This window comes from Streptomyces sp. NRRL S-455, from assembly GCF_000717875.1.
GTDB lineage: Bacteria > Actinomycetota > Actinomycetes > Streptomycetales > Streptomycetaceae > Streptomyces.
In genome coordinates, this window is record NZ_JOCT01000015.1 from 41,527 (window position 1) to 54,858 (window position 13,332).

Annotated in this window: 9 protein-coding genes; 2 read left to right on the forward strand and 7 right to left on the reverse strand. The window is 71.5% G+C overall.

What is annotated here, in order from left to right; genetic code table 11:
- Window positions 1–66: 66 nt before the first annotated feature.
- From IE97_RS0120775 to IE97_RS0120790, 4 genes are all read right to left on the reverse strand, one after another.
- Window positions 67–1,563 carry a serine/threonine-protein kinase gene (locus IE97_RS0120775; RefSeq protein WP_267881792.1) on the reverse strand — a complete coding sequence of 499 codons (1,497 nt, stop codon included), beginning with the start codon at window positions 1,561–1,563 and terminating at the stop codon, window positions 67–69.
- Window positions 1,564–1,601: 38 nt separating this feature from the next.
- Window positions 1,602–2,207: a hypothetical protein gene (locus IE97_RS0120780; RefSeq protein ID WP_030242686.1), complete on the reverse strand. Its 606-nt coding sequence runs from the start codon at window positions 2,205–2,207 to the stop codon at window positions 1,602–1,604.
- 185 nt (window positions 2,208–2,392) lie between these two features.
- Window positions 2,393–3,136: a hypothetical protein gene (locus IE97_RS0120785; protein ID WP_030242688.1), complete on the reverse strand. Its 744-nt coding sequence runs from the start codon at window positions 3,134–3,136 to the stop codon at window positions 2,393–2,395.
- A 61-nt stretch (window positions 3,137–3,197) separates the two neighbouring features.
- Window positions 3,198–3,971 carry an HNH endonuclease family protein gene (locus IE97_RS0120790; protein WP_030242690.1) on the reverse strand — a complete coding sequence of 258 codons (774 nt, stop codon included), beginning with the start codon at window positions 3,969–3,971 and terminating at the stop codon, window positions 3,198–3,200.
- 164 nt (window positions 3,972–4,135) lie between these two features.
- Here IE97_RS0120790 and IE97_RS0120795 point away from each other — a divergent pair, with 164 nt between their 5' ends.
- Window positions 4,136–4,321, forward strand: coding sequence for an antitoxin (locus IE97_RS0120795; RefSeq protein WP_030242693.1), 186 nt, complete (start codon window positions 4,136–4,138; stop codon window positions 4,319–4,321).
- A 193-nt stretch (window positions 4,322–4,514) separates the two neighbouring features.
- Here IE97_RS0120795 and mfd read toward each other — a convergent pair whose 3' ends face one another.
- Window positions 4,515–8,072, reverse strand: a complete 3,558-nt coding sequence (mfd, locus tag IE97_RS0120800) for a transcription-repair coupling factor (protein ID WP_030242695.1) — start codon at window positions 8,070–8,072, stop codon at window positions 4,515–4,517.
- Between the two features lie 235 nt (window positions 8,073–8,307).
- Between mfd and IE97_RS0120805 the strand changes: the two genes are divergently transcribed.
- Window positions 8,308–9,756 carry a DUF2079 domain-containing protein gene (locus IE97_RS0120805; RefSeq protein WP_030242698.1) on the forward strand — a complete coding sequence of 483 codons (1,449 nt, stop codon included), beginning with the start codon at window positions 8,308–8,310 and terminating at the stop codon, window positions 9,754–9,756.
- A gap of 97 nt (window positions 9,757–9,853) precedes the next feature.
- Here IE97_RS0120805 and IE97_RS0120810 read toward each other — a convergent pair whose 3' ends face one another.
- Complete coding sequence (locus tag IE97_RS0120810) at window positions 9,854–12,433, reverse strand: ABC transporter permease (RefSeq protein ID WP_030242702.1); 2,580 nt, start codon at window positions 12,431–12,433, stop codon at window positions 9,854–9,856.
- Window positions 12,430–13,218 (reverse strand): ABC transporter ATP-binding protein, encoded by a 789-nt coding sequence (locus IE97_RS0120815; protein WP_030242704.1) that lies wholly within the window; start codon window positions 13,216–13,218, stop codon window positions 12,430–12,432. The genes IE97_RS0120810 and IE97_RS0120815 overlap by 4 nt, the downstream gene beginning before the upstream one ends.
- Window positions 13,219–13,332: the final 114 nt, after the last annotated feature.

Below are 13,332 nucleotides of genomic sequence, written 5' to 3' on the forward strand. Positions count from 1 at the left end.
CTGGCCAACCCATTCGACCAACGATTCACCAGGGCGTCCGGCACCGCCGCGCCCCCGAGGCGGCCGTCAGCCCCGGACCTGCCCCAGCCACTGGAGCGTCCTGCGGATCTCCGCGCCGAGCGGATGGCCGGGGCCGTGGGTGCGCTCCACGTCGTGCAGCAGCCGGGCCAGTGCGTCGTGGGCGGCACCACGGTCACCGAGGGCGAGCAGGAGATGGCCGATACGGCGGCGGACGTCGTGCGCGAGTTCGGGTCCGCCGGCGGCGACGTACTGGTTCTCGTAGTACGGCAGCACCGCCCGGTACTCGGCGAGCGCCGCGGCCGGTTCGCCCAGCTGTTCCAGGCACTGGGCCGCCTCGTAGCGGAACCGCAGGGACTGCGGGTCGGCCTGGCCGGCCTCGGCGGCGCGTTCGTCGGCGAGGCGGCGCAGCTCGGGCAGGGCGCGCCGGTACTGGCCGTCGTCCAGGAGCGTGGCCGCGTACTGCTTGCGCAGGGTGCGCACGACCGGGGAGTGCTCACCGTGCTGTTCGGCCGCGACGGGCAGGATCGCGCCGAGGATGTCGACGGCCTGGGTGATGCGGCCCTCACCGAGGAGCCGTTTGACCTCGTCGACGGCGCGGGCCACGTCCGTGTGCCCCGCTGTCTCGGCGGCCGGCGTGGCGGGCGCGGGCTGCGGTGCCGGGGTACGCGCACGATCCGGCCAAGGGGCGTGCGGGCGCAGGAACGGCCGGGTCGGGTCGAGGGGCGCTCCGGTGGGCGTGCCACGCGCGGGCAGGAGCGGCTCCAGGTGCTCGTACACCTCCTGTGCGGAGGCGGGCCGGTGCTGCGGGTCCTTGGCGAGCAGGCGCAGCACGAGGGTCTCGAGGGCCTCGGGGACTTCGGCGCGGACACGGCGTACCGGCAGCGGTGGTTCGTAAAGGTGCCGGTGCAGGACGCCGAGTGCCGTGGAGCCGGAGAAGGGTACGTCGCCGCTGAGCAGTTCGTGCAGGAGCACGCCGAGCGCGTACAGGTCGGTGTACGGGCCGACCGCGCCGCCCATGGCCTGCTCCGGGGCCATGTAGGCGGGCGAGCCGATGGGGGTGCCGGTGTGTGTGAGACGGGTGGTGTCGGCGTCCATGACGGAGGCGACGCCCAGGTCGAGGACGGTGACCGTGCCGTCCTGCTTCACCATCACGTTGCGCGGTTTGAGGTCGCGGTGGACGATCGGCACGGCGTGCACGGCGCTCAGCACGGCGCACAGCTGCGCGGCGACGGCGACCGCCCACGGCCAGGGGTACGGGGGGTGCTCGGCCAGGTGATCGGCGAGGTCGGCGCCGTCGACGTACTGCATGACGAGGAACAGTTCCTCGCCGTCACTGCCCGCGTCGTGCACCGAGACCAGGCCGGGGTGGTCGACCTGCGCGGTCACCCGGCACTCGCGCACGAAACGGCGGCGCAGTTCCTCCGCGTCCTGTCCGGCCACCTTGTCGGGGCGCAGCAACTTCACCGCCACACGCCGGTCGAGCCGCTGGTCGTACGCCGTCCAGACCTGTCCCATGCCGCCCTGGCCGAGGAGCGTGGACAGTTCGTAGCGGCCGGCGACGACCCGTCCCGCCGCCGCGCTCACCTGCCGCCCTCGGCGTCACCCGGGGTGCCGTCCGGCCTGCCGTCGTGCCGGCGCAGGTAGTCGCTGAGCTCGTCGAGTTCGGCGCGTACCTGGTCGATGCGGGCCGGCGCGGGGCGCTGCGGAGGCGGCGGCACGGGGTGCTGAGGCGACGGGGACGGCGGCTGCGGGATGGGCGTCGAGGTGGGGGCGTAGGGCGCCGCGGCGTGCGGATAGCCGTACGGTGACTGCTGGGTGGGCACGGTCGACGCATGCGGCGGCGCGTAACCGGTGAACTGCCGTGGCTTGCTGTGGTGGTTGACGTCCACGATCAGGAAGTAGATGGCCGCGCCCAGGCCGAGCAGCATGATCAGCCCCAACGCGATGTCGGTCCGGTAGTCCTGCTCCGGCAGTGCGCCGACCACCATGAAGCAGGCGATGGACACCGGCAGGCTCACCCATGCCGCCACCCAGTCGAGCGCCCTGCCGCGCAGGACGGCGACCCGGAACAGCGGAACGCAGGCCAGCACGCCGCACGTGAGGAGCCCGGTGGCGGCGAACAGCACGCGCAGGGAGATGACCGTTGCCGCGCTGCGGGAGGGCGGTGCCGCGCCGTGGCCGTACATGACTGCTCCTGGACCGGTGTAGCCGATGGGAAGGGACGTGCGAGTGACAGAGCCCGGTTGGGAATACGAGCGTATAGCCCGACACGGACAACCGGTCACGGGTTGTACCGAACCGTTGTCGTGCTGATCACTTCGCGTGTGCCAGGAGCGGAAAGGGGGCCCTGGCGAGGCCCCCTCGGCGGCGCCTACAGCGGATGGCGCATCCACACGTTGGGCTCGACGTACACCGCGTACCCTCGCTCCACCTCGCAGCGCACCGGCACCAGGGCGCCGGGCACCTCGATGTCGCCCGAGGTGTCGAAGGGCAAGCCCGTCCAGCGGCGCCAGTCGTCCAGTGAGGCGGCCACCGTCATGGACGCCGGTGCCACGGAGTCGATGGTGGCGCCGGCCCGGGCGTGGACCCGCAGCCACGGGTCCTGGGGCAGCCCGTCGGGGCGGACACGGTGGGCGTACTCCTCCATCGGGGTCCGCGGTTCCAGGTGCTTGGCGTTGGGACGGACCGGGGCGACGACCTCCCGGAAGCCGCGGGCGCGGGCGTTGTCACGCATGGCCGACAGCATCACCGCGGACAGGCCGCTGCCCTGGGCGTGCGGGGCGACGGAGACCGAGATCGCGCTGACGGTGTCGGGGCGGACACCACGGCGCAGGTCGGAGAAAGCCCATATGAGGATCGCGTCCCAGCCGTTCGCGGGCAGTCGGCCCCGGCCCTCGGCGTCCAGGGCGAAGGGCACGCTGAACGCGTTCGCGACGACCTCGCCCTGCTCGTCCTCGGCGAACAGGACGTACTCCGGGAGTTCGGTGGCGATCCGCGGGAAGTGCGCGGCGCCCACCAGGTCCTGGATCACGAACTCCGGCCAGCTGTCCGCCATCCCGACGACCCGCTCCAGCATGTCGGGGCGGTCGGCGAGGCTCGATATCTTCGGCTGCATGTGGTCACGGTAGGAGCGAAGTGGCAGGTCCGGAAGCGAATTAGGGCTTTCCGGGCCGCGCTCAACCGCCGCACTGCCTCAGCATCATCCGCTTGTCGGCCACCGTGACGGGGAGGTCGTACTTCAGCGACACCTGGGCGAAGCGCACCGAGTAGGAGCAGCGGATCCGCCTGTTCGGGGGCAGCCAGGCCGCAGGACCGGAGTCGCCCTTCGCGCTGTTGGTGGGCCCGTCCACCGGGACGAGGTTGAGCGGATCGTTCGCGATGGCCTCCCGCTTGTCCTTCGTCCAGCGGGAGGCCCCCATCTGCCAGTCGTAGGACAGCGGCATGACGTGGTCTATCTGGACCTTCATCGCCCGGGACTTGGTCCACTCGATGTCCTTCCCGGTGTACGGGTCGTGCAGCGTCATCGACATGACGACGCAGTCCGAGCCCGACCGGAAGCGCAGGTCCTCTCCGTCGCGTTTCAGGAGGTCGTTCCGCGAGTCGCACCCGTTGCGGGCGAAGGGCACGTCAGCCGGCGCCGAGTCCATCCAGGCGTAGCCGAACTCGTCGCGTTCGTAACCCGTCCGCGGGCCACGCCCCTTCGTCGCGACCTTCTCGATCATGGCCCGCGCCCTGGCCTTGTCCGCCGAGGACGTGATCGCCGCCAGGCCCGGCTTCGTACCGTCCGGGTTGTCCAACGGGCTCACGGCCCGGCCGTTGCCGGGGGCCGGGACGCCGGAGCCGGAGGGTCCGCCGTCCGCGGGCGGGGTCAGGCCCTCGCAGCCGGTCAGTGCCGAACCGGCGAACACCATCGCGGCAGCCAGTACCGCCCCGCCCCTCAGACGCGCCACCGTGCGCCCCTCCCCTGCTTGCTGATCTGATCCGACCCCGCCTGGGCCGCCTGCACTGGCCCCACGGTAGCGAGCTGGAGGTCCAGACCACAGCGGATCTAAACAGGCATTCTTCGCATGTCGCGCGTATGGTCGGTTTGAGTCACGTCTGGAGGGAGCTCTTCATGGGCATCTTCGACAAGTTCAAGAGCCAAGGGCGGCACAAGGCCAGGAAGGGCTCGGACGGCGCGGAACAGCGGATGAACGAGAAGACCGGCGGCAGGTACGAGGACCAGATCGACGCCGGGCAGCAGCAGGTCGAGGGCTCGCTCGGAATGGACCGCGACCGGGACCGGCCCGAGCAGCGGTAGGGCCTCCCCCGGGCCGAGGCCGTCCGCGGGCGGCGGGCGGAGACCCTGCGCGAGGCCGGCGGCGGGTGCCGCGCCGTCGCCGTCGCGGTCGCATACGGCCGACGGCCTGACGGGGCCTCAACAGGCCAGGCCGGATTGCCTCCTGACGGGGCGCGCCCCGTCAGGACCAGCCCGCCCCGTCAGGACCGGCGCGTCAGGACCCCAGCACCGACGTCAGGAACTCCCCGACCCACGCCAGCAACTCCCGCCCGACCAGCGGCTTCCCGCCCACCTTCGCGGTCTTCGGGCGCGGCACCAGGACCTGGTGCACCGTCGGCTTGATGACGACACCCGGGTAGAGCCGCTTGACCCGCAGCTCCTGCGACTCGCGCAACTCCACCGGCGCGAAGCGGATGTTGGTGCCCTGCAGAACGATCTCGCCGACGCCGCACGCGCGCGCGAGCATCCGAAGACCGGCGACGAGCAGCAGGTTCTCCACCGGCTCGGGCAGTTTGCCGTAGCGGTCGACGAGCTCCTCGCGGACGGCCTTGACGTCCTCCTCCGAGTTCGCCGAGGCGATCGCGCGGTACGCCTGGAGCCTGAGCCGCTCGCCCGGCGCGTAGTCGTGCGGGACGTGCGCGTCGACGGGGAGTTCGATCTTGACCTCGAGCGGCGGCTCCTCCTCGATCTCGCCGGTCTCCAGCTGGCGCCGGTAGTCGGCGACGGCCTCACCGACCATCCGCACGTACAGGTCGAAGCCGACGCCCGCGATGTGGCCGGACTGCTCGCCGCCGAGCAGGTTGCCCGCGCCGCGGATCTCCAGGTCCTTCATCGCCACGTACATGCCCGCGCCCATCTCCGTGTGCTGGGCGATCGTGGCGAGACGCTCGTGCGCGGTCTCCGTCAGGGGCTTCTCCGGCGGGTAGAGGAAGTAGGCGTAGCCGCGCTCGCGGCTGCGGCCGACCCGGCCGCGCAGCTGGTGCAGCTGGGACAGACCGAAGGTGTCGCCGCGCTCCACGATGAGGGTGTTCGCGTTGGAGATGTCGATGCCGGACTCCACGATGGTCGTGGACACCAGCACGTCGAACTTCTTCTCCCAGAAGTCGACGACGACCTGCTCCAGCGCCGACTCCGACATCTGCCCGTGCGCGGTGGCGATGCGCGCCTCCGGGACGATCTCGCGCAGCCGGGCCGCGGCCCGGTCGATCGACTCGACACGGTTGTGGATGTAGAAGACCTGGCCCTCGCGCAGCAGTTCACGGCGGATGGCCGCGCCGATCTGCTTCTCCTCGTACGGGCCGACGAAGGTCAGCACCGGGTGCCGTTCCTCCGGCGGGGTGGTGATGGTCGACATCTCGCGGATGCCGGTGACCGCCATCTCCAGGGTGCGCGGGATGGGCGTGGCCGACATGGTCAGCACGTCGACGTTGGCCCGGAGCTTCTTCAGCTGCTCCTTGTGCTCGACGCCGAAGCGCTGCTCCTCGTCGACGATGACCAGGCCCAGGTCCTTGAACTTGGTCTCGGACGAGAACAGGCGGTGCGTGCCGATGACGATGTCGACCGAGCCCTCGCGCAGGCCCTCCAGGACCGCCTTGGCCTCGGTGTCGGTCTGGAAGCGGGACAGGGCCTTCACGTTGACCGGGAACTGGGCGTACCGCTCGCTGAACGTCCCGAAGTGCTGCTGCACCAGCAGGGTCGTGGGCACCAGGACGGCCACCTGCTTGCCGTCCTGGACGGCCTTGAAGGCGGCCCGGACCGCGATCTCGGTCTTGCCGTAACCGACGTCGCCGCAGATCAGGCGGTCCATCGGGACCGTCTTCTCCATGTCCTCCTTGACCTCGGCGATGGTGGTGAGCTGGTCGGGCGTCTCCGCGTAGGGGAAGGCGTCCTCCAGCTCCCGCTGCCACGGGGTGTCCGCCCCGAACGCGTGCCCGGGGGCCGCCATGCGCGCGCTGTACAGCTTGATGAGGTCGGCGGCGATCTCCTTGACGGCCTTCTTCGCGCGGGCCTTCGTCTTCGTCCAGTCGGCGCCGCCGAGGCGGTGCAGGGTGGGGGCCTCGCCGCCGACGTACTTGGTGATCTGCTCCAGCTGGTCGGTGGGGATGTAGAGGCGGTCGCCGGGCTGGCCGCGCTTGGCGGGCGCGTACTCGACGACCAGGTACTCGCGGGTGGCGCCCTGCACGGTGCGCTGCACCATCTCGATGTAGCGGCCCACGCCGTGCTGCTCGTGGACGATGTAGTCGCCCGCCTCCAGGGTGAGCGGGTCGATGGTCTTGCGGCGGCGGGCCGGCATCCGGGCGCCTTCGCGGCCCGCGGCCCTCTGCCCGGACAGGTCGGTCTCGGTCAGGACGGCGAGTCCGAGGGCCGGGTCGACGAAGCCGTGCTCGATCGAGCCGCACGCCACGTGCACGACCGACGGGGAGATCTCGGCGAGGTCCGCGTCGAGGCGGGCGGCGATGCCCTCGCCGCCGAGCACCTCGACGGTACGGGCCGCCGGGCCGTGCCCCTCGGTGACGAACACCGCGCGCCAGCCGTCGGCGAGCCAGCCCTTGGTGTCGGCGAGGGCCTTGGCGGTGTCGCCGCGGTAGGTCTCCGGGGCGTGCATCCCCAGCTTCAGGGTGTCCCCCGCCGCGCCGGCGGCATAGGTCTCCGTGAGGTCTTCGTCCGCGGCGAACGGCGACACCGACCACCACATCATGTCCAGCTCGCGGGCCCGGTCACGGACGTCGGCGATGGACCACAGGGAGGCCGCGCCGACGTCGATGGGCGCCTCGCCCCCGCCCGCGGTGGCCGCCCAGGAGGCCTGGAGGAACTCCTGCGAGGTGGCCACCAGGTCCGAGGCGCGCGTGCGGACCCGCTCCGGGTCGCAGACGACGGCCATGGCGCCCTTGGGCAGCACGTCGAGCAGCAGCTCCATGTCGTCGACCAGGACGGGCGCGAGGGACTCCATGCCCTCGACGGCGATGCCCTCGGCGATCTTGCCGAGGAGTTCGCCCAGCTCGGGGTGGTCCTCGGCCAGGGCACGCGCGCGGGCGCGGACGTCGTCGGTGAGCAGCAGTTCGCGGCACGGCGGCGCCCACAGGCCGTGCTCGGCGATCTCCAGGGAGCGCTGGTCGGCGACCTTGAAGTAGCGGATCTCCTCGACGTCGTCGCCCCAGAACTCGATGCGCAGGGGGTGTTCCTCGGTGGGCGGGAACACGTCGAGGATGCCGCCGCGGACAGCGAACTCGCCGCGTTTCTCCACGAGCTCCACGCGCGCGTACGCGGCGGCCGCGAGGGCCTCGACGATCTCGCCCAGGTCGGCGCTCTGCCCCGTCCTCAGGGAGACCGGCTCCAGGTCGCCGAGGCCCTTGACCTGCGGCTGGAGTACGGACCGCACGGGCGCCACCACGACGGAGACGGGGCCGGTCTCCGGGTCGTCGGGGCGGGGGTGGGCCAGGCGGCGCAGCACGGCCAGGCGGCGGCCGACGGTGTCGCTGCGGGGGCTGAGCCGCTCGTGCGGGAGCGTCTCCCAGGACGGGTACTCCACGACACCCTCCGGCGGGAGGAGGGAGCGCAGGGCCGCTGCCAGGTCCTCCGCCTCCCGGCCCGTCGCCGTCACCGCCAGCACCGGGCGGCCCGTGTCGCGGGCCAGGGCGGCGACCGCGAAGGGGCGGGCCGCCGGGGGGCCGACGAGGTCGACGTGCATGCGGTTGCCGTCCGCGGCCGCGCTGATCGCTTCGGCGAGGGCGGCGTCCTTGACTACGGCGTCGAGCAGACCGTGCAGGCTCATTCGGGGCTTTCCGTCCAGGGGTCCAGAGGGGTGGGCAACACGACGGGCCCGACGCGCGCCGCGGGCCGGGGGTCTCCAGCGTACGACGACGCGCGGCGGTGCGGCGGGGGCTGTGGACAACGTTCGTTTCCGCCCGAGGGCCGCCCAATCTTCACAACGTCACCCCCACCCGCTGTTTTCGCCGCGGCATGATCGTCCACCGAAGCGGCGGTACCCCCCACCCACAAGGCACGGCATGCCTCCCCCCACACTTCAGCGGTCACGGCCTCACATACCGACGCCGGTCGCCCAGCCCGCGGGCGGCCGGCGTCCCTTACCCGCGCGATGGGGCCCCTGGGCCCTGGCGGCCGTTCTCTTCGCCGCCTACGCGACCGTCTCCGTCGGCCGTTACCGGCACCTGGCCACCTCCTCCTGGGACCTGGGCATCTTCGAGCAGGTGGTGCGCGCCTACGCGCATCTGCGTGCGCCGGTGTCCGACCTGAAAGGGCCGGGGTTCAGCATCCTGGGTGACCACTTCAGCCCGGTGACGGCCGTGCTCGCGCCGGTGTACCGGCTCTTCCCGTCGCCGGTCACGCTGCTGGTCGCGCAGGCCGCGCTCTTCGCGCTGTCCGCCGTACCGGTCACCCGCGCCGCCTCCCGGCTCCTCGGCCCCCGCCGCGGGCTCGCGCTCGGCCTCGCCTACGGACTGTCCTGGGGCGTCCAGCGCGCCGTCGACTTCGACTTCCACGAGATCTGCTTCGCCGTCCCGCTGATCGCCTTCTCGCTGGAGGCCCTTCTGGCGGGCCGGCGGCGGGCGGCGCTGTGCTGGGCGCTTCCCCTGGTGCTGGTGAAGGAGGACCTGGGGCTGACGCTGGCCGCGATCGCGTTCGTCGTCGCCTGGCGGGCCCGCGGATCGTCGCGGCGGACGGTCGTGTACGCGCTCGGCGTCGCGGTGCTCGGCGTGGTGACGGCGGTGCTGGTCCTCACTGTCGTCATCCCGTCGTTCAACACCTCCGGCACCTACGACTACTGGAACAAGGTCAGCGTGTCGGGCGGGCCCCTCGACGGCCTCGGCACCAAGCTCCAGACCCTCGCCTGGCTGCTGATCCCCACCACCGGGCTGCTCGCCCTGCGTTCCCCGCTGCTGCTGGTCGCGCTGCCGACGCTCGGCTGGCGCTTCCTGTCGGGCGACGAGCACTACTGGGGCACCGACTGGCACTACAGCGCGGTGCTGATGCCGGTCGTCTTCCTGGCTCTCGCCGACGCCCTGCCGGCCGCGCGCCGCTCCGGGAGCGCGTGGCTGCGCTCGTACGCCGCCCAGCTTCCGGCCGCGGTGGCCGCGGCGGCACTGGCGCTGACCACCTCGCTGCCACTGGCGCAGCTCACACGGGCCGAGGTGTACCGGAAACCCGCGGCGGTGTCCGACGTCGAGCGGCTGCTGGCCGGGATCCCCGACGACGCCACCGTCGAGGCCGACATCGGCCCGGTCAGCCGCCTGACCTCGCGCTGCCGGGTCTTCTGGCTCGGCGGAACACAGGGCGTCACACCGGAGTACATCGCCCTGGAGAACGTCGACGGCCGGTACCGCGACCCCGTGGGCCACGCCCGGCAGCTGCACCCCCGCGCCGAGTACGCCGTCATGGGCGAGGCGAGCGGGTACCTGGTCCTGGAGCGACAGCACGAGCGACGGCTCGAGCGGCGGTGAGTGCCGCACGGCGCCGGGCCCGCCCCGGAGGCCAGTGACCTCCGGGGCGGGCCCCGTCCCCCGCAACCCCCGTGTGCGGTGGTCCTCGGGCGGGCGGCTACTCGGTCGCGATCGCGTTCAGGACGTTCATCCGGCCCGCCCGGAACGCCGGGACCAGTGCCGCGAACAGCCCCACGAACGCCGAGCCGATGAAGACGCCGATGATGGTCGGCCAGGGGATGTCCAGGACTCCCAGGCCCTCCAGGGCGAGCAGTTGCTGTGCGGTGGCGCCCCAGCCCATGCCCAGCCCGAGGCCCAGCAGGGCGCCGAAGAGGGCGATGACGACGGACTCCATGCGGATCATGCGGCGCAGCTGGCGGCGGGAGAGGCCGATCGCCCGCATCAGGCCGATCTCCCGGGTGCGCTCCACCACCGACAGGGCCAGGGTGTTCACGACGCCGAGGACGGCGACGATGATCGCCAGGGCCAGCAGGCCGTAGATCATGTTGAGCAGCTGGCCGATCTGGTCCTTCAGGGCGTCCTTGTAGTCGGTCTGGTCGCGCACGATGTACTGCGGGTAGTCGTGCAGCGCCGACTTCAGGGACTTGTAGGCGGCGTCCTGCTGCCCCTCCTTCGCGCTGGCGAAGAGCAGCGTGTCCAGCGGCATCTTGTCGGCCGGGACGTACTTGGCCATGGTGTCGATGGACGTGTACATCGCGCCCGCGTCGATCACGACGTCACTGCTGGTGATCGCCCGGACCGTCAGGTCGGCCGCACGGCCGTCCCGGAAGGCGACCTTGATCTTGGAGCCGAGGCTGATGCCGTGGTCCTCGGCGAACTTCTCGTGCACGGACATCGAGTCGGGCCGGTAGGCGTCGGGGAGCTTGCCGGCGACGGTCTCGGTGCGCAGGTCGGTCGCGTACGACGGGTCGGCCGCCGTGATCGCCGTGTCCTTGAGCGTCTTGCCGTCGGGGGTGGTGAAGTCGGCCTTGGTCCACTTGTACTCGGTGATCCGCTCCACGTCCGGCGCGGACTTCGCGGCCTCGACCGCCTTGGGCGTGATCAGCTGGCCGCGGTCGGACTGGATGATGAAGTCCGTGCCGACGGTCTTGTCGAGCTGGTCGGTGGCGGACGCCACCATGGAGGAGCCGACCACGGACAGGCACGCCACCAGCGCGAGGCCGATCATCAGCGCGGCGCCGGTCGCGCCGGTGCGGCGCGGGTTGCGCAGGGCGTTGCGCTCGGCCATGCGGCCCACGGGACCGAACATCCGCAGCAGGACGGCACCGAGGACACGGACCACACCTCCGGCCAGCAGCGGTCCGATGACGACGAAGCCGATCAGCGACAGCACCACACCGAGGCCGAGCCACAGCGAGCCCTCCTTGGCGTTGTCGGCCGCCGCCGCCAGGTAGAGGCCGAAGCCGCCGGCCCCCGTGAGGACGGTGCCGATCGCGGCACGGATCCAGCCGGACCTGGCGTCGGCGGGGGCGCCCGCGTCGCGCAGGGCGGCCATCGGGGAGATCTTCCCCGCGCGCCGGGCGGGCAGGTAGGCGGCCAGGACGGTGACGATCACGCCGAGGACGAGGCCGACGACGGGGGTCGTCCAGGCCACGGTCAGGTCGGCGGTGGACAGTTCCATGCCCATCTGGCCCATGAGCTTCATCAGGCCGACCGCGAGGCCGACACCGGCGCCCACGCCGAGCACCGACCCGACGAGGCCGAGCAGCAGCGCCTCGGCGAGCACCGAGCGGTTGACCTGCTTGCGGGAGGAGCCGATGGCCCGCATCAGGCCGATCTCCCGGGTGCGCTGGGCGACCAGCATGGAGAAGGTGTTGATGATCAGGAAGATGCCGACGAGGAAGGCGATCCCGGCGAAGCCGAGCATCGCGTACTTCATGACGTTCATGAAGCCCTCGACTTCCTTCTGGTTGGCGTCGGCGGTCTCCTTGGCCGTCTGCACCTTGTAGCCGCCGCCGAGTTCGGCCGTGACGTTCTTCTTCAACTGTGCGTCGCTGACCCCGGCGGCAGCGGTGACGTTGACGTTGGTGTAGACGCCGGTCTCACCGACCAGGGCCTGCTGTGCGGTCTTCGTGTCGAGGTAGAAGATCGCGGCGCCGGGATTGGTAACGGTGAAGTCGACGATGCCGGAGATCTTCGCGGTGTGGGTGCCGACCGCGCTGATCACGCCGATCTCGTCGCCGAGCTTCAGATCGTGCTTGTCGGCGGTGTCGGCGTCGACCATGATCTGGTCGGCGCTCCTGGGAGCCGCACCGGAGGTGATGTCCATGGTGCGGGCCTCGTTGGCGTTCCAGCCGCCGACGATGGTCGGCGCGCCGCTGGAGGGCGACAGGTTGTCCTTGTCGGCGTCGACGACCGTCACCGAGCTGGAGAACACCGCGCCCTCGGCGGACTTCACGCCCTGCGTCTTGCGGACCTCGCCGAGCACGGAGGCCGGCATGACCGGCGGCTTGCCGTTGTCGGCGGTCGTCTCACCGGTGTCGGAGGCGCCCTTGGCGCTCACCGTGACGTCCGAGGAGGTAGCCGCGAAGAGCTTGTCGAACGTGGTCGACATGGTGTCCGTGAAGACGAGCGTCCCGCAGACGAAGGCCACCGACAGCAGGACGGCGATCGCGGAGAGCGCCATGCGTCCCTTGTGCGCGAGGAAGTTGCGCATCGATGTCTTCACGACGGTCATGACGTACGCCCCCGGGCGTCGAAGTCCTTCATGCGGTCCAGGACCGCCTCGGCGGTCGGCTTGTGCATCTCGTCGACGATCCGGCCGTCGGCGAGGTACAGCACACGGTCCGCGTACGACGCGGCGACCGGGTCGTGGGTGACCATCACGATGGTCTGGCCCAGCTCGTCGACGGACCGGCGCAGGAAGCCGAGCACCTCGGCGCCGGCGCGCGAGTCGAGGTTTCCGGTCGGCTCGTCCCCGAAGATGATCTCGGGCCGGGCCGCCAGCGCCCGCGCCACGGCGACGCGCTGCTGCTGGCCGCCGGAGAGCTGGGTGGGCCGGTGCTTGAGCCGCTCGGCCAGCCCGACGGTCTCGACGACCCGCGCCAGCCACTGCTTGTCGGGCTTGCGGCCCGCGATGTCCATGGGCAGCGTGATGTTCTCAATGGCGTTCAGTGTCGGCAGCAGGTTGAAGGCCTGGAAGATGAACCCGATGCGGTCCCGGCGCAGTTGGGTGAGCTTCTTGTCCTTCAGGCCGGTGATCTCGGTGTCGTCGAGGTAGATCTGCCCGCCGGTGACGGTGTCGAGCCCGGCGAGGCAGTGCATGAGCGTGGACTTGCCGGACCCCGAGGGACCCATGATCGCGGTGAACTGGCCGCGTGCGATGTCCACGTCGACGTGATCGAGGGCGACGACACGGGTCTCACCGGACCCGTACGCCTTCACGACCTGCCGGGCCCGCGCGGCAACGGCCGTACGCCCTCCAGTACCCCCGTGCCTGGGAATGGTCACAGCCGATGTCACGGTATGTCTCCTATGTCGGTCAGCAGATGATGCAGACGGTCGCCCTGTCGACAGCCGCTGTTCGTGAGGCCGGATGACGGAACCCGTCCGACGTGTCTCAGTCTTCCGGCGGGG